The organism is Janthinobacterium sp. PAMC25594 (assembly GCF_019443505.1).
In the GTDB taxonomy this organism is placed as follows: domain Bacteria; phylum Pseudomonadota; class Gammaproteobacteria; order Burkholderiales; family Burkholderiaceae_D; genus Janthinobacterium.
Window position 1 is genome coordinate 5,593,154 of record NZ_CP080377.1, and the last position, 20,124, is coordinate 5,613,277.

At 64.4% G+C, this 20,124-nt stretch carries 20 protein-coding genes; 13 read left to right on the forward strand and 7 right to left on the reverse strand.

Annotated features, from left to right (window positions below; genetic code table 11):
- Positions 1-17 precede the first annotated feature (17 nt).
- The 6 genes from KY494_RS25045 to KY494_RS25070 all read left to right on the forward strand — a co-directional run bounded on the left by KY494_RS25045 (position 18) and on the right by KY494_RS25070 (position 6,838).
- Complete coding sequence (locus KY494_RS25045) at positions 18-1,058, forward strand: ligase-associated DNA damage response exonuclease (RefSeq protein WP_219888593.1); 1,041 nt, start codon at positions 18-20, stop codon at positions 1,056-1,058.
- Positions 1,051-2,682, forward strand: a complete 1,632-nt coding sequence (locus tag KY494_RS25050) for an ATP-dependent DNA ligase (RefSeq protein WP_219888594.1) — start codon at positions 1,051-1,053, stop codon at positions 2,680-2,682. Before KY494_RS25045 ends, KY494_RS25050 begins: the two co-directional genes overlap by 8 nt.
- Entirely contained in the window at positions 2,679-5,144 is a 2,466-nt protein-coding gene (locus tag KY494_RS25055; RefSeq protein ID WP_219888595.1) for a ligase-associated DNA damage response DEXH box helicase, read from the forward strand. Before KY494_RS25050 ends, KY494_RS25055 begins: the two co-directional genes overlap by 4 nt.
- Positions 5,141-5,815, forward strand: a complete 675-nt coding sequence (gene pdeM / locus KY494_RS25060; protein WP_219888596.1) for a ligase-associated DNA damage response endonuclease PdeM — start codon at positions 5,141-5,143, stop codon at positions 5,813-5,815. Before KY494_RS25055 ends, pdeM begins: the two co-directional genes overlap by 4 nt.
- A 193-nt stretch (positions 5,816-6,008) precedes the next feature.
- A complete protein-coding gene (locus tag KY494_RS25065) occupies positions 6,009-6,392 on the forward strand; it encodes a KGG domain-containing protein (protein ID WP_219888597.1) in 384 nt (127 codons plus the stop codon).
- Between the two features lie 170 nt (positions 6,393-6,562).
- Positions 6,563-6,838, forward strand: a complete 276-nt coding sequence (locus tag KY494_RS25070; protein WP_219888598.1) for a hypothetical protein — start codon at positions 6,563-6,565, stop codon at positions 6,836-6,838.
- Positions 6,839-6,955: 117 nt separating this feature from the next.
- On the opposite strand, the gene KY494_RS25075 is transcribed toward KY494_RS25070, so the two are convergent.
- Entirely contained in the window at positions 6,956-7,453 is a 498-nt protein-coding gene (locus tag KY494_RS25075; protein WP_219888599.1) for a pyridoxamine 5'-phosphate oxidase family protein, read from the reverse strand.
- 262 nt (positions 7,454-7,715) lie between these two features.
- Here KY494_RS25075 and KY494_RS25080 point away from each other — a divergent pair, with 262 nt between their 5' ends.
- From KY494_RS25080 to KY494_RS25100, 5 genes are read left to right on the forward strand one after another with little or no spacing between them, the layout of a single operon-like run.
- Positions 7,716-8,369 carry a PepSY-associated TM helix domain-containing protein gene (locus KY494_RS25080; protein WP_219133837.1) on the forward strand — a complete coding sequence of 218 codons (654 nt, stop codon included), beginning with the start codon at positions 7,716-7,718 and terminating at the stop codon, positions 8,367-8,369.
- A gap of 32 nt (positions 8,370-8,401) precedes the next feature.
- The gene (locus KY494_RS25085; protein ID WP_099403641.1) at positions 8,402-8,917 is read left to right on the forward strand and encodes a DUF2271 domain-containing protein; all 516 of its coding nucleotides are present in this window, start codon (positions 8,402-8,404) and stop codon (positions 8,915-8,917) included.
- A gap of 10 nt (positions 8,918-8,927) precedes the next feature.
- Positions 8,928-9,752, forward strand: a complete 825-nt coding sequence (locus tag KY494_RS25090; RefSeq protein WP_219888600.1) for a DUF4198 domain-containing protein — start codon at positions 8,928-8,930, stop codon at positions 9,750-9,752.
- A 26-nt stretch (positions 9,753-9,778) separates the two neighbouring features.
- Positions 9,779-10,819 carry an FAD:protein FMN transferase gene (locus KY494_RS25095; protein ID WP_219888601.1) on the forward strand — a complete coding sequence of 347 codons (1,041 nt, stop codon included), beginning with the start codon at positions 9,779-9,781 and terminating at the stop codon, positions 10,817-10,819.
- Between the two features lie 13 nt (positions 10,820-10,832).
- Positions 10,833-12,197 (forward strand): sulfite reductase subunit alpha, encoded by a 1,365-nt coding sequence (locus tag KY494_RS25100; RefSeq protein WP_219888602.1) that lies wholly within the window; start codon positions 10,833-10,835, stop codon positions 12,195-12,197.
- A gap of 15 nt (positions 12,198-12,212) precedes the next feature.
- Here KY494_RS25100 and KY494_RS25105 read toward each other — a convergent pair whose 3' ends face one another.
- The 6 genes from KY494_RS25105 to KY494_RS25130 form a co-directional block, all read right to left on the reverse strand.
- Entirely contained in the window at positions 12,213-13,442 is a 1,230-nt protein-coding gene (locus KY494_RS25105; RefSeq protein ID WP_219888603.1) for a DUF2325 domain-containing protein, read from the reverse strand.
- A gap of 40 nt (positions 13,443-13,482) precedes the next feature.
- A complete protein-coding gene (locus tag KY494_RS25110; RefSeq protein WP_219888604.1) occupies positions 13,483-13,809 on the reverse strand; it encodes a hypothetical protein in 327 nt (108 codons plus the stop codon).
- An 86-nt stretch (positions 13,810-13,895) separates the two neighbouring features.
- The gene (gene hemP, locus KY494_RS25115) at positions 13,896-14,093 is read right to left on the reverse strand and encodes a hemin uptake protein HemP (RefSeq protein ID WP_034750559.1); all 198 of its coding nucleotides are present in this window, start codon (positions 14,091-14,093) and stop codon (positions 13,896-13,898) included.
- 260 nt (positions 14,094-14,353) lie between these two features.
- Positions 14,354-15,160, reverse strand: coding sequence for a Crp/Fnr family transcriptional regulator (locus KY494_RS25120; RefSeq protein ID WP_034750901.1), 807 nt, complete (start codon positions 15,158-15,160; stop codon positions 14,354-14,356).
- A 331-nt stretch (positions 15,161-15,491) separates the two neighbouring features.
- Positions 15,492-16,136, reverse strand: coding sequence for a response regulator transcription factor (locus tag KY494_RS25125; RefSeq protein WP_034750556.1), 645 nt, complete (start codon positions 16,134-16,136; stop codon positions 15,492-15,494).
- A gap of 156 nt (positions 16,137-16,292) precedes the next feature.
- A complete protein-coding gene (locus tag KY494_RS25130) occupies positions 16,293-16,760 on the reverse strand; it encodes a universal stress protein (RefSeq protein WP_219888605.1) in 468 nt (155 codons plus the stop codon).
- A 467-nt stretch (positions 16,761-17,227) separates the two neighbouring features.
- On the opposite strand from KY494_RS25130, the gene KY494_RS25135 reads away from it, so the two are divergent.
- Complete coding sequence (locus tag KY494_RS25135; protein ID WP_219133830.1) at positions 17,228-18,085, forward strand: protein phosphatase CheZ; 858 nt, start codon at positions 17,228-17,230, stop codon at positions 18,083-18,085.
- The gene (locus KY494_RS25140; protein WP_219888606.1) at positions 18,085-19,971 is read left to right on the forward strand and encodes a chemotaxis protein CheA; all 1,887 of its coding nucleotides are present in this window, start codon (positions 18,085-18,087) and stop codon (positions 19,969-19,971) included. The genes KY494_RS25135 and KY494_RS25140 overlap by 1 nt, the downstream gene beginning before the upstream one ends.
- Positions 19,972-20,124 lie beyond the last annotated feature (153 nt).

Genomic DNA, 20,124 nt, shown 5'->3' on the forward strand with positions numbered 1-20,124 from the left:
AAGGTAGGGGGCAGGGCATGGCGGACATGGTCGTGGTGCGCAAGGAAGGCTTGTACTGTGTGCCGGGTCAGTTCTACATCGACCCGTGGCGCCCCGTCGAGCGCGCCATCATCACGCATGCGCATGCCGACCATGCGCGCGTCGGGCACCGGCATTACCTGTGCGCCGCTCCCGGCGAGCAGGTGCTGCGCGCGCGCCTGGGTCCCGTTTCCATCCAGGCGCTCGCGTATGGCGAGACCATCGAACACCACGGCGTGCAGGTCTCGCTGCATCCGGCCGGCCACGTACTCGGTTCTGCGCAGGTGCGCATGCGGCACGGCGGTCAAGTGTGGGTGGCGTCGGGCGACTACAAGCTGCAGCCCGATCCCACCTGCGTACCGTTCGAACCCGTGCGCTGCGATACCTTCATCACGGAATCGACCTTTGGCCTGCCCATCTACCGCTGGCAGGCGCCGCAGGAAATATACGACGACATCAACCAGTGGTGGCGCAGGAATGCGGCCGACGGACGCACCAGCGTGCTGTTCTGCTATGCCTTCGGCAAGGCGCAGCGCATCCTGGCGGGCCTCGACGCCAGCATTGGTCCCATCATCTGCCATGGCGCGGCGCAGGCCCTGACGCAGGTCTACCGCGAATCGGGCGTGGCCTTGCCCGCCACCGTGATGGTGGGCGAGGTGACGGACAAGGCCGCCCTGAAGACGGCGCTGGTGATCGCGCCCCCGTCGGCGGCCGGCTCGCCGTGGATGAAGCGTTTCGGCGACTACAGCGATGCGTTCGCCAGCGGCTGGATGCTGCTGCGTGGCGCGCGCCGGCGGCGCGGCGTGGACCGGGGTTTCGTGCTGTCCGACCACGCCGACTGGCCCGGCCTGATGCAAGCGATCAAGGCCACGCAGGCCGAACGCATCATCGTCACGCATGGCTCGATTCCCGTGATGGTGCGCTGGCTGCGGCAGAACGGCTGGCAGGCGGGCGGTTTCGAGACGGAATACGGCGACGACGAGGCCGATGACGGTGCGCCCGGTGCCGCCACGGCAGCGGAGGAAGTCACCCATGCGTGACTTTGCCCGGCTGTACGGGGAACTCGACGAGACGACCTCCACCAGCCGCAAGCTGGCGGCGCTGCAAGCCTATTTTCGCGGCGCGTCGCCCGAGAACGCGGCCTGGGCCGTGTATTTCCTGGCCGGCGGCAAGCCGCGCCAGGCCGTACCCACCCGATTGCTGCGCGAATACGCGACCGAACGGGCGGGCCTCGATGCCTGGCTGTTCGACGAGGCCTATCACGCCGTGGGCGACCTGGCCGAAACCATCGCCCTGATCCTGCCCGCACCCGCCAAACGCAGCGACGTCAGCCTGGCCGAATGGGTCGAGCAGCGCATCGCACCGTTGCGCGGCGCCGCGCCGGACACCACCCGTGCCGCCCTGCTGGAATACTGGGACGAGCTGGAAACGCGCGAACGTTTTCTGCTGATCAAGCTGATCGGCGGCGGCTTTCGCGTGGGCGTGTCGAAACTGCTGGTGACGCGCGCGCTGGCCTCCATCGCCGCCGTCGACAGCAAGCTGATCGCCCAGCGCCTGATGGGCTGGACCGATGGCAAGGTCAGCCCCACGGGCACGGGATTCTTGAAACTGATCGCCGCGCCGTCCGATGGCGAACATGCGCTGCGCGGCGGCCAGCCTTACCCCTTTTTCCTGGCGCACCCCTTGCAGGCGGCGCCGGAGACGCTGGGCGAGCTCGCCAACTGGCTGGTCGAATGGAAATACGACGGCATGCGCGCCCAGCTGCTGCGCCGCGACGGCGTGAACTGGCTGTGGTCGCGCGGCGAGGAATTGATCACGGAGCGCTTTCCCGAACTGGCGCAACTGGCCTTGCCCGAAGGCACCGTGCTCGATGGCGAAATCCTCATCTGGCAGCCGGGCGACGTGCCGGCGCCATTTGCCGATTTGCAACAACGGATGGGCCGCAAAACGGTCTCGCCCAAGTTGCTGGCCCAGCTGCCCGCCGTGCTGGTGGCCTACGACGTGCTGGAACTCGATGGCGTGGACGTCCGCCAGTTGCCCCAGCTGGAACGGCGCGCGCTGCTGGAAAGCGTCGTGGCCGGCATGCATTCTCCGGCACTACGGCTGTCGCCGCGTGTTGATGCGGTTGGCTGGGAGGCATTGGCCGCCATCCGCGAGGAGTCGCGCGCGCGCGGCGTGGAAGGCTTGATGCTCAAGGCCGTGTCGGCCGCGTATGGCGTGGGCCGCACAAAAGACGTGGGCACGTGGTGGAAATGGAAGATAGCCCCGTATGCCATCGATGCCGTGCTGATCTACGCCCAGGCGGGCCACGGCCGCCGCGCGTCGCTGTACACGGACTATACGTTTGCCGTGTGGGATGAAGTGCAGGAGGGCGAGCGCAAGCTGGTGCCGTTCGCCAAGGCGTATTCAGGCTTGAGCGATGCGGAGATCGCGCAAGTCGACGCGGCCATCCGCAAGACGACGATCGAAAAATTCGGCCCCGTGCGCAGCGTCAAGCCCACGATGGTGTTCGAGATCGGCTTCGAGGGCATCGCCGCGTCCAGCCGCCACAAGGCGGGCATCGCCGTGCGCTTTCCCCGCATCCTGCGCCGCCGCGAAGACAAGACAGTCGCCGACGCCGACACCCTGGCCACCCTGCAAGCCATGCTGGCGCACAACACATGAGCAAGAGCGCGCTGGCGCAGCGCATCGATGCGTGGTTCACGGGGCGCGGCTGGACGATCTTTCCCTTCCAGCGCGCCGTCTGGCGGGCTAGCGCGCAGGGACAATCGGGCCTGCTGCATGCGAGTACGGGGTCCGGCAAGACGTATGCCGTCTGGTTCGGCGCCTTGCTGCGCGCCGAGCGCCTGGCGCGTAAGAGTAAAAGGCAGGGCTTGCGGGTGCTGTGGATCACGCCCATGCGGGCGCTGGCGGCCGACACCGTGCGCGCATTGCAGGCGTCCGGCGAAACGCTGGCGCCCGGCTGGCGCATCGAGGCGCGCACGGGAGATACCAGCGCCGCGCAGCGGGCGCGGCAGGCGAAAGCGTGGCCCGAGGTGCTCGTCACGACGCCGGAAAGCCTGTCCTTGATGCTGAGCCAGGCGGACGCGCAGGAACGCTTCAGCCTGCTGGAAACGGTGATTGTCGACGAGTGGCACGAATTGATGGGCAGCAAGCGCGGCGTGCAGGTGCAACTGGCGCTGGCCCGTTTGCGCCGCTGGCAGGAAAACCTGATGACGTGGGGCCTGTCGGCCACCCTGGGCAATCTGCGGCAGGCGCAGGATGTCTTGCTGGGAGAGCAAAGCGATGGCGTGCTGGTGGAAGGCAAAATTAAAAAACGCATCCTTGTCGACAGCCTGATTCCCGTGAACCCCACGCGCTTTCCCTGGGGCGGGCATTTGGGCATCCAGATGCTGCAGCCGCTGATCGCCGAGATCGAGGGCAGCGCCACCACCCTGGTGTTCACCAACACGCGTTCGCAGGCCGAGCTGTGGTACCAGCACCTGCTCGATGCGCGCCCCGACTGGGCGGGACTGATCGCCCTGCACCACGGTTCGCTGGACCGCGAAGTGCGCGAGTGGGTCGAACAGCACCTGAAGACGGGCGAGCTGAAAGCCGTCGTGTGCACGTCCAGCCTGGACCTGGGCGTCGATTTCCTGCCCGTCGAACGGGTGCTGCAGGTGGGCAGCGCGAAAGGCATCGCGCGCCTGGTGCAGCGGGCCGGGCGCAGCGGCCACGCGCCGGGGCGCATTTCGCGCGTCACCCTGGTGCCCACCAACAGCCTGGAATTGCTGGAAGCGGCCGCCGCCCGCGCTGCCCTGGCGCAGGGCCACCTGGAAGCGCGGCCCGTGCCGGACAAGCCGCTCGACGTGCTGGTGCAGCACCTGGTGACGATCGCCCTGGGCGGCGGTTTTGACTCGCCGGCGCTGTACGCGGAAGTGCGCGCGGCCTGGTCGTATCGCCAGCTGACACCGGACGAGTGGCAATGGGCGCTCGATTTCGTCGCGCGCGGCGGGCAAAGCCTGATCGTGTATCCGGAATACCGCAGAGTGCTGCCCGACGATGCTGGCATCTACCGCGTGCCGGACGTGGCGCTGGCGCGGCGCCACCGCATGAGCATCGGCACCATCGTCTCGGAAGCGGCGATCCAGGTCAGGTTCCTTGGCGGCGGACGGATCGGCAGCATCGAGGAATCGTTCATCGCGCGCCTGAAGCAGGGCGACCATTTTCTGTTTGGTGGGCGCATCCTGGAATTCGTGCGCGTGCACGAGATGACGGCCTACGTGCGGCGCGCTACGGGCAGTCGCGGCGCCGTGCCGCGCTGGCAGGGCGGCAAGATGCCGCTGTCGTCGGAACTGGCGCACGCCGTGCTGGACCAGTTGCAGCTGGCGCAGCAGGGCAAGGCCAGCGGGCCGGAAATGCGCGCGCTGGCGCCGCTGCTGGCCATCCAGCGGAAATGGTCCAGCCTGCCCACGCGCACCGACTTGCTGGTGGAAACCTTGTCCAGCCGTGAAGGCCATCACCTGTTCGTGTATCCGTTCGCGGGCCGCTCCGTGCACCTGGGCCTGGCGTCCCTGCTGGCCTACCGCATCGCGCGCGTGCAGCCGGCCACCTTGTCCATCGCCGTCAACGATTACGGCTTTGAATTGCTGGGTGCGGACGACATTGATTTTGCGCCGCTGCTGACGGCCGCCAGCGGCGCCGATCTTCCTTTGTTCAGCACGGACCACCTGCTCGAAGACGTGCTGGCCAGCCTGAACGCGACGGAGTTGTCGCAGCGGCGCTTCCGTGAAATCGCCCGCATCGCCGGCCTCGTGTTTCAGGGCTATCCGGGCCAGCCGAAAAGCGCGCGCCAGTTGCAGGCCTCGTCCTCGCTGTTCTTTGAAGTGTTCCGCAAGCACGACGCGGCCAATTTGCTGCTCACGCAGGCGCAGCGCGAAGTGCTGGAGCAGGAACTGGAACTGACGCGTTTGCGCGCCACCTTGCGCGAGCTGCATGGGCGGCAGATTTCCCTGCAAGCGTTGGAGCGCGCCTCGCCATTTGCCTTCGGCCTGATGGTCGAGCGTTTCCGCGAACAGCTGACGACGGAAAAACTGTCGGACCGGGTGGCGCGCCTGGTGAACGCGCTGGAAAAGGCGGCCGCATGAGCGGCCTGCGCCCAGCGCACTGCGCGGTGGAACTGGCTGGCGAGAGCGTTTGGCTGTTGGCGCACAAGGCCGTGTACTGGCCGGCGCGCCGGATGCTGATCATTGCCGACATCCATTTCGGCAAGGCGGCCGCGTTTCGCGCGCTGGGTGTGCCCGTGCCGCGCGGCACCACCACGCAAAACCTGCTGGCGCTCGACGCCTTGCTGGCCAGTTATGCCTGCGAGGAAATCGTCTTTCTCGGCGATTTTCTGCATGCGCGCGCCGCCCATGCGGCCGCCACCGTGGCGGCCATGCTGGCCTGGCGCGCGCGCCATCGGGACGTACGCCTGACGGTGGTGCGCGGCAACCACGATGCGCACGCGGGCGATCCGGCCGCCGCGCTGGACATCCGCATGGTCGATGAACCGCACCAGGTGGGTAATCTGTCGTTCTGCCATCACCCGGACACCGTGGCGCCCGGTTATGTGCTGGCCGGCCACGTGCATCCCGTGTTTCACTTGCGCGCAGACCGGGGAGGCCTGCGCCTGCCATGTTTCCTGCTGGGCCGCGAACGCGCCATCCTGCCCGCGTTTGGCGCCTTCACGGGCGGCCATGCGCTGCGGCCCGCAGTTGGCGAACGCGTCTACGTGACGGCCGACGCGGCGATCTTTCCGCTGCCCGCACACAGCTGAGTATTAGATACTTTTGGTGGAAAACTGAAAGTAACTGCGCCACCGTGGGCGGGACTCATCCTACATGCGCTCTTGCCATCCTCCTATTTCTTGTGCCCCATGTGCGCACTAAGATGAGGGTTCCCTTGCCATGCGAGGGGGAAGAATTGCATGGTTTGCACTGTTTCGGATTCCATCGATCAAGGAGATCATCATGGCCACATCGAGCGACAATAAACAGCAAGGTAGTAAAACCAGTAGCGGCAGCGGCAGCAGCGGCAGCGGCAGCAAGCAAAGCGATACCAGCAAGCGTGGCTTCGCTTCCATGGACCCCGCCCAGCAGCGCGAAATCGCCAGCGAAGGCGGACGTGCCGCGCATGAAAAGGGCACAGCCCATGAATTCACGTCGGAAGAAGCGCGGCGCGCAGGCAGCCAAAGCCACAAGAACGATGCCAGCCGGCAAAGTGCCGCCAGTTCCAGCGGCTCGCGTGACAATGCCAGCATGAACCAGGAGGGCAACCGCGACAGTGGCAACAAGCAAAGCGGCGGCTCAGGTTCAGGTTCAGGGGCGGGCTCGTCCGGTTCGCGCAACAAGTAAGCGCAAGCCGTAGCAAGGCAATCTGGCCGGCGGGAATCGCGCATTGCCGCTGGCCAGTCGCAAAATTTTGATGCAATGCAGCAGGCATGCACTATGATGAAGTAGCGGCGTCGGCGACGGCCAGGCCGCAGTCAAGCTGCAATCCACTCGCACTCACGATCAGGGGGAAGATGATGGGTAATTCCACTACGCCGCAGCCCGGCAACAGCCAGGGCGGCACGCCGTCCATGCCGTCCACGCTGGGCAACAAGCAAAGCACGGCCGAGTCGGCCGAGAACTTTGTGCTGGTCGATAGCGAGCAGGGGCTCGATATCGGCGACGATCTGTTTTCCATCGGCGAAGTGCGGCGCGCCGACCGCTTGCCACATCATCAGTCCGGTTCCGCCGGCCTGAACCGACAGAGTGCCGACGATGCACCCGATACCACGGGCAGTACGGGGGTCTGAGCGGCCCTTCCTGGCTGTCTGATCATCCCCGCAGGGTCAGCCGTCAGGCGTGTTCGCGCACGTCGGCTGGCCATTCCTGCATGCGTGCGGGTAAGGCGGGTAAATCAGGAAGACCCTCTACAGGTCGACCCGGCCATGTTCACCCAGGTCCTTCGGTGGCTCGCCCGTGATGGAGGCCTTGGCCATCTCATAAAATTGCATCATCTTGCTGGCGCTGCTGTCCCAATACTCGGCCGACTGGATCGTCACCTTGATCAGCGACAGTTTCGGATCGTCGAGTCCGCCCGGGAACCAGGCTTTTACCAGCGGGTTCCACAATTCCTCCGCCTTGGCGCGGTCCTTCAGCAACTGCGCGTGGCCGCAGACGGACACATACAGGCTGTCGCCCGTGTCGACAAAGCTGACGTTGACCTGCGGGTTGTTCAGCAAATCGCGCGTGTAGCTGGCCTCGTCCGAGACAAAGAACCAGATCTGCCCTTCGTTGTCGACCTGCTGCTGCGTCAGGGGCCGGCTGGTCAGCGTGCGCATGTCGTCGCTGGTGGTCAGCATGCCGAATTTTACGTCCTTGATCCTGGCCGCGATGCTGGCCAGTTGTTCACTGGAATACGCTTGCATGGGTGCTCCCTTGTTGGTTGTCCTGAACAACAAGCATAGGCGCTTGCTGCATGCTGCTCTGTACGGCAGCTTACGTAGCCGCGGAGCTTTGTTTCAAAGCTGTTACAAAACGCTGACCCGGCGAGGTGCCCATGTATTGACTTAATAAATGATAATCATTATCATTTGTTTGAAAATATCAGCATGCACTTTGATTGAAGGATGGGAATGAAGCACACTGACTTGTCGCGCCACCTGGCCCGCTCCTTGCCGGGAGCGAGCCATGGGTAATGCGGGCGCCGCAGACAAGGCCAAGAACAACGCCAGCCGCGCCGTCTGGCTGAAGAACTTGCATCAATGGCACTGGATCAGCTCAGCACTTTGCCTGCTGGGCATGTTTCTGTTTGCCATTACCGGCATCACCCTGAACCACGCTGGCCAGATCGAGGCCAAGCCGGCGATCACGCGCCAAAAGGCGCAGTTGCCGGCACCCCTCGTCACGGAACTGGCCGCGTATGCCGCCAGTCACGATGGCGCCAATGCGCCCATGCCGGCCGCCGCCGAGACCTGGCTCAAGCAGCAATGGTCGCTCAACGCGGGCGGCCGTCCCGCTGAATGGAGCGTCGACGAAGTCTACCTGCCGCTGCCCAAGGCGGGCGGTGACGCCTGGGTGCGCATCGGCCTGGAAGACGGCGCCGCCGAATACGAGTTGACGGACCGGGGCTGGGTATCCTGGCTCAACGATGTGCACAAGGGCCGCAACACGGGCGTGGCCTGGAGCTGGTTCATCGACATTTTTGCCGGCGCCTGTATCGTGTTTTGCCTGACGGGGCTATTGATTTTGAAGTTCCACGCGGCCAACCGGCCATTTACCTGGCCGATGGTTGGCCTCGGTATCTTGATACCTTGCGCGATCGCCTTGCTGTTTATTCACTGATCGTTTTTATTTTTCCTTTTTACAGGCACACCATGAAATTACGCTACTCCCTGGCGCTTGGCCTTCCCCTGATCGGTACGTCGGCGATGGCGGCCGACCTGGCCCTCAAGCTTGAAATCCCGCAACTGAACGTGGCGGAATACCACCGTCCCTACGTGGCGGCGTGGCTGGAAACGGCCGATCAAAAGGTGGTCGGCAACCTGACGGTGCTGTATGACGTGAAAAAGAAGGACAAGGCCGGCGAGAAATGGCTGAAGGACATGCGTCAATGGTGGCGCAAGAGCGGCCGCGACCTGGCCATGCCCGTCGATGGCGTCAGCGGCGCCACGCGTGCGCCGGGCGAACATACCCTGACTTTCCCCGGCGCCAAGGCCTTGCTCGACAAGCTGCCGGCCGGCGAATACCAGGTGGTGGTGGAAGCGGCGCGCGAAGCGGGTGGACGCGAGCTGGTGCGCGTGCCGTTCCAGTGGCCGCTGAAATCGGCCCAGTCCGTGCCTGCCAAAGGCAAGGAAGAACTCGGCAATGTCGTCGTCCAACTCAAACCATAAGGCGCACATCATGTTCAAGCAATTCAATAAACCGCTGCTCGCCCTGGCCCTGGCCGGCCTGACCATGAACGCCCACGCCCACCGGGGCTGGATGGTGCCATCGAGCACGATGGTGGAAAGCAAGGACGCCTGGGTGACGGTGGACGCGGCCGTCTCCGATGGCCTGTTCGACATCGACCACCAGCCGCTGCGCCTGGACGCGCTGCAAGTCATCGGTCCCGATGGCGCGAAAGTGGCGCCGGCAAACACGGTGACGGGCCGCTTGCGCAGCGTCTTCGATGTGAAAATGGAAAAGCCGGGCACGTACAAGGCGGCCATCGTGTCGCAAAACGTGATGGCCAGCTACAAGCAAAATGGCGAGCAGAAGCGTTTCCGCGGCAATGAGGAAACCTTCAAGAAAGACATGCCGGCCGATGCGCAAGACGTGAAAATCACGCGCACGGCCAGCCGCCTGGAAACCTTCTTCAGCAATGGCGAAACCAGCACGGAAGTGTTCAAGCCGACGGGCGTGGGCCTGGAATTCGTGCCGGTGACGCATCCGAACGACTTGCGCGCGGGCGAAAAAGCCACGTGGCGCTTCCTGGTCGACGGTAAACCGGCGGCCAACCAGGCCTTCAGCCTGGTGCCAGGTGGCGTGCGCTACCGTGGCGTGCTCGGCGAAATCCGCCAGAGCACCGATGCCAAGGGCGAGATCACGTTCACGGTGCCGGCGGCCGGCATGTATTACCTGAGCAGCACCTGGCCAGCGGCCGTACCGGCCGTGGCCGGCCAACCGCCAGCCATGCCCGAGCGCCGCATGACGTACGCGGCCACTGTGGAAGTGCTGCCGCAGTAAGCGGCGGCCTCTTCACGAGCTCGCCGATGCGCCGGGTCCTGCTGCCGCAGCATATTTCCGATCAGGTCGCGCCGCCCGGCGCCGCGATCCGGGACTTGCGCGGCCTGACCATGGGCACCAGCTGGTCGGTGCGCCTGGTCGAATCCGCCATGCCGGGACGCGCCGGCAGCGCCGACCTGCAGCAAGGCTTGCAGCAGCAGCTGGACCTGGTCGTGGCGCAAATGAGCCACTGGAGCGATGAGTCCGACCTGGGCCGCTTCAACCGAGCCGAGCCGGGCAGCTGGCACAGCCTGCCCGCCGCGTTTTGCGAGGTGCTGGGCTTTGCCATGCACGTGTCGCAAGCGTCCGGTGGCGCGTACGACCCGTGCGCGGGCATCCTCGTCAACCTGTGGGGCTTCGGCCCCCGCAATCGCTACGATGAACCGGGCTTCCTGCCGCCGAAAGACGATACCGTGGCGCTGCTGCTGTCGCAGCGCCAGCGCCGCCGCCTGGAGCTGGACTTGCCGGCCCGCCGCGCGCGCCAGCCCGGTGGCTTGCAGCTCGATTTGTCGGCCGTGGCGAAGGGCTATGGCGTGGACCGCCTGGCTCGCTACCTGGACAGCCAGGGCATCCATCACTACCTGGTCGAAGTGGGCGGCGAGCTGCGCGGCGCCGGCAGCAAGCCCGACGGCCAGCCGTGGTGGGTCATGCTGGAACAGGTCGAAGGCGCCGCCGATAGTGCCGAGAATGCCCGGCATCCCGCGGAAATGCTGCTGGCGCTGCACGGCCTCTCCGTGGCCACCTCGGGCGACTACCGGCGGTTCTTCCAGGATGGCACGGTGCGTTTTTCCCATACGATCGATCCGCGCAGCGGCATGCCGATCGCCAATCAACTCGCTTCCGTCACCGTCGTGCATGAGCAATGCATGGCGGCCGACGCCTGGTCGACGGCCCTGACGGTGCTGGGCGTCGAGGCCGGCATGGCGCTGGCCGAAGAGCAGGGCCTGGCCGCGCGCTTCCTGCAACGCGACGGCGCTGGCTTTCACGAAACGCTGAGCAGCCACATGCTGGCCATGCTCGACGAATGAACATTTATTCCCCATGATTTTTACGCACGATACGACACGGCTGGCCTTGCTGGCCGCGCTGTCCCTCAGCTACGCGGGCGTATGCCTGGCGCCCTGGCTGCGCGCGCGCGCCAAGCGCCGCGCGTCCGATGCCGCCAGGGCGGCGCTGGCCAACAGTCCCGCCTGGCTGGTGGCGTATGCGAGCCAGACAGGCAATGCCGAGGAACTGGCCACGCAAACGGCGCAGAGCCTGCAACTGGCCGGCATCCCCGTGCGCCTGTGCGCGCTGGCCGAACTCACGGCCCTTGATCTGCAACAAGCGGAACGGGCCTTGTTCCTGGTCAGCACCTATGGCGAAGGCGACGCGCCCGACAATGCGGCCGCCTTCATGGGCCGCCTGATGACGGGCGAACTGGCGCTGCCGCAATTGCATTATGGTGTGCTGGCACTGGGCGACCGCAGCTATGGCCATTATTGTGGCTTCGGCCGCGCGCTCGATGCCTGGCTGGCCGCGCAGGGCGCCTCGCGCCTGTTCGAGCGCATCGAGGTCGACCGCAGCGCCAGCGCCGCCATCGAACAATGGTTCCAGCACCTGAGCCACCTGGCCGGCACCAGCGACGCGCCCGACTGGAGCGCCCCCGCGTTCGGCGACTGGAAATTGATGCAGCGGCGTTTGCTCAACCCGGGCAGCGCGGGCGGCGCCATCTATCACGTGGAACTGGTGCCCGTGGAAGGCGGCTTGCCGGATTGGCAGTCGGGCGACCTGGTGCAGGTGACCGCGCCCGCCGACCCATCGCGGCCGCGCGAATATTCGATCGCCTCGATTCCGCACGATGGCGGTGTGCATTTGCTGGTGCGCCAGCATGCGCATCCCGACGGCAGCCTGGGCCTGGCCTCGGGCTGGCTGACGGCGCAGGCGGCCGTGGGCGAGGTGGTGCAGCTGCGCCTGCGCCAGCATAAACGTTTTCGCCTGGAGGACAATGCCCAGCGGCCGTTGATTTTGATTGGCAACGGCAGCGGTATCGCCGGTTTGCGCGGGCATTTGAAAAGCCGCGTGCTGGCAGGGCAGCGGCGCAACTGGCTGATCTTTGGCGAGCGCAACGCGGCCCACGATTTCCATTATCGCGAAGAAATTGAAGGCTGGCACGCCAGTGGCGACTTGCCGCGCCTGGACCTGGCGTTTTCGCGCGACCAGGCGGAGCGGATGTACGTGCAGGACCGCCTGCGCGGCAATGCCGATGAAATCACATTGTGGCTGCAGCAGGGCGCCGCCATCTATATTTGCGGCAGCCTGGCCGGCATGGCGGGCGGTGTCGACCAGGCCCTGCAGGAGATGCTGGGCCGGCCCGCGCTCGATGTGCTGGCGGCCGAGGGGCGCTACCGGCGCGACGTGTATTAATACAGAAGCGGCTGCTTATGGCTGGAGCGCGGCCAGCGGCGTCGCTTCCATCTCGCCGCTCACTTCCTGCAAGCCGCGCGCCAGGCTGGAAATGCTGGGGTTGTCGATGAAGACGCAGCGCTTGCCCGTGCGCTTGCAATAATCCTTCACGCGCCAGTAGGCGCTGTGGCTGATGCAGCCCGTCTGGCAAATCACCAGGTCGGCCGCCGCCAGGCTCGAATCGAGCAGGTTGGCGTTGTCTTCCAGGCCGCCGTCGTGGTGGGCGAACTGCGCGCCGACCCGCTCGATCAGGGCGCGGTAGGTGGCGACATTGCCGCTGCGCCCGCCCACGCACAAGACGCTTTGATCGACCAGGCGGATCGGCATTTTCAGCTTGCCGCCCGTCGGCACTTCCAGCTTCGGTGCCGGTGGCGGCACGGCGGCTACCGAGCGTGGCTGGGCCTGCTTTAATTCCGCGATTTGCTGGCGCAATTCTTTCTCGCGCTCATCCATTTGCGCCAGGCGTTCGACCAGGCGCGTGCGCGATTCCAGCGCCGGGATGGCGGCCTGCAATTGCGCCAGCTCAAGGCGCAAGCCATCGATGACGCTGTCCTTGCCGATCGATTCGGCACGCGTGCGCAGCAGCACGGCTTCCTGGCGTTCCAGTTCGCCCGTTTTTTCCGTCAGCATGGCCTGGCTACGCTGTTGCAGCTTGGCCAGTTCGTGCGTCAGGCGCGCATTTTCTTCCTGCAAGGCCGTAAATTTGCCCATGTCGGCGCGCACGCAGGCACCGGCCTGGTGCTGGATCATGTGCAAGTCGCGGCACATCTGTTCTTCCAGCTCGGCGTCGCAGCGCGGGTGCGTGAGGCCGGCCCAGAAAGCGCCCGACACGTCGCCGTTGGCGACGGCCGTGCGCCACAGTTGCGCTACCTGCTCCGTGGTCTTGGCGCCGCGAAAGCGCAGGATGACGGGAGCGTAGCGGCGTTCGAGTTCCTTTTGCAGCGCTTCGGACAGGCGGTTGCGCACCCCGCATTCCGTCACGGCGCCTACGTGCACTTCGTAGTCGTCGGCCAGCACGCGTCCGCCCGTCATCTTGCCCACCAGCTTGCGCAGGTATCCCAATGGCAAACCCACGCCGACCAGCGGGCAATGGCAGGTGTGCGACAGTTCCCACAGCCGGCGGCGGCGCGAAGCGAGCGCGGCCGTTTCGGCCTCGCCGCTGGAACAATTGCTGATGACGGGCAGGGACTGGTCTTTGTCACACATGGCGATATCCTGTTGGGCGGTGGGAGGTGTTAAATAGAAATTATTGCGGCAGGGGCGAGGCAGGGCGCCTGGCGCTCAGCAGGCGTACCAGGCGATCGAGCAAGGTGGGCTTTGGCGGCGCAGGCCGGTGCAGCGCCACCAGGGCGGCCCATTGCTGCGACAGTTGCTGGCAGGTCGCTTGCAGCACGGGACCGAGGCCGGGTGAGCTGGACAGCACTTGCAGATGGCGTTCGATGACACCGGCCAGTTTCTCGCAGGGACTGCCCGCATGGTAGTGCGACATCAGGTGCAGCACGGCCGACAGCAGCAATTCAGGCTGCTGGCCTTGCGGGGAAGGAAACATCGGGGAAGGTCGGTCGTTCGCCATCAAACACTCCTGTGCGGGTGGTTTGGCTGGCTGCGCGCACGGGGCGCGACTGGCTGGCGAGTGTGGTGACTGGCTGCCGTGCTGCTTCAGGCAGTCAGGATCAGCTTGTTCAATTGGGTGACGCGCAGGCGATAGATCTTGCCGCTGTGCTCAATTTCCACTTCGCGACCCTGCTGCAGCAGTGCTTCGCTGGTGATGCGGCGCGCCGGCTGGGCCATGCTGACGGGAGGACGGACGTGGGCAGTAGCGGCATCCTGGATCAAGGCTGGTTTTGAGCTTTGCATGTTGGGCTTTCTTTATCTCAGTTGAGAATGATTCGTATTTGCATTATTGTTGAATGTGGCCCGAAAAGCAAGGCTTATTTATGCCTGATGCAGGCTTTTTTTTGACTGCCGGGAGGGGAGTGGCGTGTGCGTGGCGCGCGGTGGCGCCAGCGGGCGGGAGACGGGGCGGACAGCAAAAAAGACCCGGCAAGGCGGTGTGCCTTGGCCGGGTCAAGCCTGTGCCAAGCTTGAAGGAATCGGGAGGCGTGAATCGGGTGGCGTTAAATCGTGGCCAGCAATTGCGCCGAGGCGGTGGCGGCCGCCGTGGTGTCGGCTTTGAGCTTGGCGGCGGCCAGTTGCTTGGCGCGCGAGCGCGAGGGCGGCAGGCGGCGCAGGGTTTTCAGGGCATCCGGGTCCTTGATGCCGATGGTGCGCTGGTCGACCGAGATCAGGCCGATTTCATTGAAGGCGGACAGGGTGCGGCTGACCGTTTCCAGGGTCAGGCCCAGGTAGCTGCCGATTTCATGGCGCGTCATGCGCAGGTTGAACAGCTTGCTCGAGTAGCCCATCTGTGCGAAGCGGTCGGCCAGCGAAACGAGGAAGCGCGCCACGCGGGCTTCGGCGCTGAGGGCGCCCAGCATGCCGATCATGGCTTGCTCGCGCACCAGTTCGCGGCTCATCACGCCGTACATGACGTTTTCCAGTTCCAGGTGGACTCTGCCCAGCGCCGTCAGCTTCTTGAACGGCAGCAGGATCAGGTCGCAGTCGGACAGGGCCACCGCTTCCGAGGAGTAATGGCGCGAGTGGATGCCGTCGACGCCCAGCATGTCGCCCTTCATGGGAAAGCTGAGTACCTGCTCATTGCCGAATTCGTCGATGAGCACGGTTTTCAGGAAGCCCGAATTGACGATGTACAGAGTGTCGAAGGGCTGGCCGATGGTGTGCACGCGCTGGCCCGTCTTGAATTGCACGTGCTGGAACAGCAGTTCATCGGCGGCGATGGTGCAGGCGCTGGAAATATGCAGCAGGTCGCACACCTCCTTCAGGTTCGACCATAGCCGCCCTTGGCGCTGGCGCCCCGCTTCCATCGGAGAGGAGGGGGGCAGCGATGGAGTGGCAGCGCGGGTTTCAGGCGTTTGCGTGGACAGCATGTTCATCTCCTGGTGACAGGTAGTTCAGAGTTGAATGACGGGGTGCGCAGGGCGGCGGGCGGGCAAGGGCCGGCGGCGCGCGTCCAGGCAGGTAAAGCTCAATTCGCTGAAGACTTGTTGTGTGATGAAATAACTTCCCAGCAACTTGATTACTGGTTTCAGTATGCCAACAACCGTATGCAATTAATATCAGCAGTGGCTGAATATGGCAGTAGGAGCTGTGGCAGTTGATGTAGGATTGTTCCTACGGCTGGCGCGCGCAGGCAGCTCAGGTCTTGAAGGGGGATAGCAGGCGGTGTGCCACGGCGTACTGCACCATTTCCGACAGCGAACTCATGCCCATCTTTTGCATGATGCGCGTCTTGTGCGTACTCACGGTTTTCACGCTCAGGTGCAGATTGTTGGCGATTTCCGTGATCGACTTGCCTGCCACCAGCAGGGAAAAGACTTCGAACTCGCGGTCCGACAGCTGTTTGTGCAGCAAGCTTTCATTCGGCATCATGATGTTGAGCACGAGCTGCTCCGCCACCTCGGCGCTGATGTAGGGACGGCCCGATGCCACCTTGTGGATGGCGCCCACCAGCTGGGTGCCCGCGCTTTCCTTGGTCAGATAGCCTTGCGCGCCGGCGCGGATGGCGCGCACCGCATATTGCTCTTCCTCGTGCATGGTGAGGATCAGGATGGCCAGCTTGGGCGCCTCGCTGCGGATTTGCCGGATCAGGTCGACGCCGCTGCGGCCCGGCATCGACAGGTCGAGCAGCAACAGGTCGAAGCCGCCCTGGCGCACGTGGTTGAGTACCTCAAAGCCATCGATGGCTTCGCCCACGATGTCGATGTCCGGCGCGCCGTCAAGGATGCGCTTCAATCCTTCCCGCATGATGGTGTGGTCGTCGGCAATCACAATACGTATCATAGGCGCGCAATCTGGAGGCGTGTAATTGGTCCTGGCCGTTTCGTGGCGGCCAGGTGTTAAGAAACGAGAAACGTTGTCATTTTAACTGAAAAGGCCGCGGTGTTGCCTTTTTACCCGCGATGCGGGACGCGGCGGCCTGCGTGGCCATGTGACCTCTTATTTTGATGGGGGTTCTTTGATCAGCCTATGCACGAGCACCGGCAATTTCGAGTGCGACAGTACTTTGTTGGTCACGCTGCCCAGCAGCAATTGCCCCCAGCCGCTGCGGCCATGCGAGCCCATGAAGATCAGGTCGCAGTGCTGCAATTGCGCCACTTCCACGATTTTCAGGGCCGGACTGTCGGAAAAGGCCGTCAGGCCCGTCGCTTCCAGGCCCCGCTTGGCGGCCGCGTCGAGGATCGGCTGCCAGTGGTCGGCGCCCGCCCTGCGCATGGCGATGCGGTACTCTTCTTCGCTGGGATAGCTGGGTGGAATGATTTCGATGTAGACCGGGTACTGGTACTCGGGCGCCACGTACACGGCAAGGATATCGGCGTGCATCTGTTCGGCAAAGGCAACGCCGGCACAGGCTGTCAGGTTGGAGACGGTGGAGCCGTCCGTGGCGATCAGAATTTTCTTATACATGGCAGGTCCTTTGGCGGTGACTCAGCGCGTGCAACGCCCCTTATTGTAGGCGCGGCGGCAGCATGGTATTCATGTAAAGACTTGATAATTATCAATACTATTGCACCTTCAGTATAGACAACATTGGCAGAAAGATCGTGTTTTAGCCGCAACGATAGCCATGGAGCACTGTTGCGCAGCCGCCCGTGAGCAGGATTTCTTGTGCGGCGCGTGGTCTTGCACGCACGCCAATGGTAGTATTTCAAAATACAACAGCAGGAACACTTATTTCCTGACGGAAAAGCTCTTGTGGACCAGCTTTACACCAGGAAGCGCGTTTTGAGATTTACCAACAGGGCGGCGCCCTGCTACACTCGCACCATCGCAGCGGTATTGCCTCAAATCATCTTAATCGAGAAATTGTGGGTATCAGTCTGTAAAACGCACAGTTCAGGCGGAATTTTGACAAATTATGGAGAAGCAGGGATATGACCAACGCCGCTGATGATTTCGATGCATTATTCGATGAAGTATCTGCGCAAAGTGCGGCCGCTCCCAAGCCCGCGCCTGCCGCAGCGCCCGCAGCCGTGATCGCGGACGACGATTTCGACGCGCTGTTCGACTCCGTGTCGGCCAGCGCCGCCGTGCCGCCAGCGGCAGCGGAAGCGCCAGTCGCCGCCGCGCCGGAAGCGCCACCCGCGGCTGCCGCGGGCGCGCCGGGCGAAGCGGCCGATCCTGTCGACCAGTCCGACAAGCCGATGTTCGAGCGTCTGGGCGGTATCGTGCGCCTGCTGCACGATTCGCTGCGCGAACTGGGCTACGACAAGGCGTTGACGGAAGCGTCGTCGCAGATCGTCGACGCGCAGGACCGCCTGGAATATGTCGCCACCCTGACGGAACAGGCCGCCAACAAGGTCCTCAATACGCTCGACGAAGGCATGCCGGCGCAAGATGTGCTGTCGAAGAAAGCCAAGGACATGGACAGCCGCTGGACGGCGCTGTTCGATGGCAAGCTGAGCCTGGAAGAGTTCAAGGCCCTGGCCGGCGATTCGCGCCAGTTCGCGCAAGCCGTTGCCGAGGCAACGGAAGCGGAAAAAGCGCGCTTGCTGGAAATCATGATGGCGCAGGACTTCCAGGACATCACGGGCCAGCTGATCAAAAAAGTGGTCAACATCACCAAGACGGTGGAGCACGAGCTTGCCCAGCTGCTGCGCGACAACGCGCCGGCCGAAGTGCGCGAAAAACTGGCGCAAAAGCCGGTGCCGCTGATGCAGGGCCCGTCCGTGCCGTCGGTGGCGCTGGACCAGGATAATGTAGACGACCTTCTTGCGGATTTGGGATTCTAATGGACGATATGCTCAAGGATTTCGTCGTTGAGGCGATGGATCTTGCGGTTAATGTTGAAGAGCACTTATTGCGCCTCGAGCGTGATCCTGACAACAAGGAAACACTGAATGCCGTGTTTCGTTCCTTCCACACCATCAAGGGTGGCGCCGGCTTCATGGGCCTGCCCGCACTGGTGGCGGCCTGCCATCTGACGGAAAACCTGTTCGACGCCCTGCGCACGGGTGCCGCGCCGGTAACCCCGATCGCCATCGAGGCGGCGCTGCAAGCGTCCGGTTTCGTCGCCGACCAGCTGACGGAACTGGCCAACGGTGCCGCGCCGGAAAGCTTGCCGGCCATGCCGGAAGAACTGGAACACATCCTGACGAACGCCATCGAAGGCAAGGGCATGGACGCACACGCGCCGGCCGCCGCCGTGGTGGCGGAAGTCGCCGTGGTGGTTGCCGAGGTGGTCGTGGCGGCGCCAGCCGCCGCCGTTTCCACCGCCACCGCCAGCGCCGATGGCCTGGACTGGGAGGGCATGTATAACGCCGTCGTGCCGGCGGGCAGCCAGGTCGCTGCCGCACCGGCCTCCGCCGTCGCCGCTGTGCCTGCCGTCGTGGCCGCCGCGCCTGCCACTGCTGCCGCTGCCAAGCCGGCCGCCAAGGCCTGGGATGGCGCGGAACGTCGCGATGAGCGCCCGGAAGTGCGTCATGCCGCGCCCGTCAAGGAAGACAGCATCCGCGTCGACGCCGTCAAGCTCGACGCGCTGCTGGAAGTGGCCGGAGAATCGGTACAGGCCGCCAACCAGGCTGCCGTGCTGCTCGAGCGCTTGCTGCAATTTAAATTCGAAGGCCAGGCCGCCACCCTGATGGCGACCCTGGCGGAAACCCTGGAGCGCGCGTCGCGTTACTCGACGGAACTGCAGCGGGCCACCCTGGCCACGCGCATGCAGCCCGTGGGCCGCCTGTTCCAGAAATTCCCGCGCCTGGTGCGCGAGCTGGCCAAAGACCTGGGCAAGGATGTCGAGCTGACCATCGAGGGCGCGGAGACGGAAGTCGACCGCGTGGTGGTCGACAGCCTGTACGATCCGCTGGTGCACATGCTGCGCAATTCGCTCGACCATGGCGTCGAATCGCCGGAAGCGCGTATGGCCGCCGGCAAGCCAGCCAAATCGTATATTTCGCTGAAGGCCTGGCAGGAAGCCAACAGTGTCATGATTGTGTTGCAGGATGATGGCAAGGGCATGGACCCGGCCTTCCTGCGCAGCAAGGCCCAGCAAAAGGGCTTGATCAGCGAAAACGCGCAATTGAGCAACGACGAATGCTTCCAGCTGGTGTTCCTGCCGGGCTTCTCGACCAAGGAAGTCGCTTCCAGCGTCTCCGGACGCGGCGTGGGCATGGACGTGGTGAAGACGGCCGTGGAGAAAAACCGCGGCGCCATCCACATCGAGTCGACGCTGGGCAAGGGCACGAAGTTTGCCATCCGCCTGCCGATCGAGCTGTCGATCGTGCCGACCATGCTGGTGTCGACCTCGGGCGCCGCGCTGGCGCTGCCGATGGCGGTGGTGCAGCGCGTCGTCGAATTGCCGGAAACCTTCATGGAAGTGGGCGGCGCGCCCGTGCTGAAAGACCAGGGCCGTCCATTGCCCGTGCGCTCGCTGGCCGGCGCCCTCGGTTACGAAGCGTGCAGCGAACGCGTCGGCATTGTTGTCGCCGCGCCACAGCCGTACATTCTCGCCGTGGCAGCCGTCGATGGCACGGCCGATCTGGTGATCAAGCCGATGACGGCCATCACCGTGGAAGGCATTACCGGTACTGCCCGCTCGGCCGAAGGCGAGCTGGTGCTGGTCGTGGGCCTATCTTTCCTGATGGATGGTTGCAGGGGAAGTGTGCGCATGGCTGCATGATTGCACCTGACAAAACCTACTGCGCGTCGGTATAGGCGGCCTGCGATGCTCACCGTACTAGAGTACGGTTGCGCTTCTTAGCCACCTCTCCCTTCCGCTCGCTACGGTTTTCTCAGGTGCCGTTAGTATCGTTGTATTCATTGGAAAGCCCAC

Coding starts and splice junctions, on each gene's coding strand:
- KY494_RS25045 (WP_219888593.1), top strand. CDS start 18: ATGGCGGACATGGTCGTGGTGCGCAAGGAAGGCTTGTACTGTGTGCCG.
- KY494_RS25050 (WP_219888594.1), top strand. CDS start 1,051: ATGCGTGACTTTGCCCGGCTGTACGGGGAACTCGACGAGACGACCTCC.
- KY494_RS25055 (WP_219888595.1), top strand. CDS start 2,679: ATGAGCAAGAGCGCGCTGGCGCAGCGCATCGATGCGTGGTTCACGGGG.
- pdeM (WP_219888596.1), top strand. CDS start 5,141: ATGAGCGGCCTGCGCCCAGCGCACTGCGCGGTGGAACTGGCTGGCGAG.
- KY494_RS25065 (WP_219888597.1), top strand. CDS start 6,009: ATGGCCACATCGAGCGACAATAAACAGCAAGGTAGTAAAACCAGTAGC.
- KY494_RS25070 (WP_219888598.1), top strand. CDS start 6,563: ATGATGGGTAATTCCACTACGCCGCAGCCCGGCAACAGCCAGGGCGGC.
- KY494_RS25075 (WP_219888599.1), bottom strand. CDS start 7,453: ATGCAAGCGTATTCCAGTGAACAACTGGCCAGCATCGCGGCCAGGATC.
- KY494_RS25080 (WP_219133837.1), top strand. CDS start 7,716: ATGGGTAATGCGGGCGCCGCAGACAAGGCCAAGAACAACGCCAGCCGC.
- KY494_RS25085 (WP_099403641.1), top strand. CDS start 8,402: ATGAAATTACGCTACTCCCTGGCGCTTGGCCTTCCCCTGATCGGTACG.
- KY494_RS25090 (WP_219888600.1), top strand. CDS start 8,928: ATGTTCAAGCAATTCAATAAACCGCTGCTCGCCCTGGCCCTGGCCGGC.
- KY494_RS25095 (WP_219888601.1), top strand. CDS start 9,779: ATGCGCCGGGTCCTGCTGCCGCAGCATATTTCCGATCAGGTCGCGCCG.
- KY494_RS25100 (WP_219888602.1), top strand. CDS start 10,833: ATGATTTTTACGCACGATACGACACGGCTGGCCTTGCTGGCCGCGCTG.
- KY494_RS25105 (WP_219888603.1), bottom strand. CDS start 13,442: ATGTGTGACAAAGACCAGTCCCTGCCCGTCATCAGCAATTGTTCCAGC.
- KY494_RS25110 (WP_219888604.1), bottom strand. CDS start 13,809: ATGGCGAACGACCGACCTTCCCCGATGTTTCCTTCCCCGCAAGGCCAG.
- hemP (WP_034750559.1), bottom strand. CDS start 14,093: ATGCAAAGCTCAAAACCAGCCTTGATCCAGGATGCCGCTACTGCCCAC.
- KY494_RS25120 (WP_034750901.1), bottom strand. CDS start 15,160: ATGGAAGCGGGGCGCCAGCGCCAAGGGCGGCTATGGTCGAACCTGAAG.
- KY494_RS25125 (WP_034750556.1), bottom strand. CDS start 16,136: ATGATACGTATTGTGATTGCCGACGACCACACCATCATGCGGGAAGGA.
- KY494_RS25130 (WP_219888605.1), bottom strand. CDS start 16,760: ATGTATAAGAAAATTCTGATCGCCACGGACGGCTCCACCGTCTCCAAC.
- KY494_RS25135 (WP_219133830.1), top strand. CDS start 17,228: ATGACCAACGCCGCTGATGATTTCGATGCATTATTCGATGAAGTATCT.
- KY494_RS25140 (WP_219888606.1), top strand. CDS start 18,085: ATGGACGATATGCTCAAGGATTTCGTCGTTGAGGCGATGGATCTTGCG.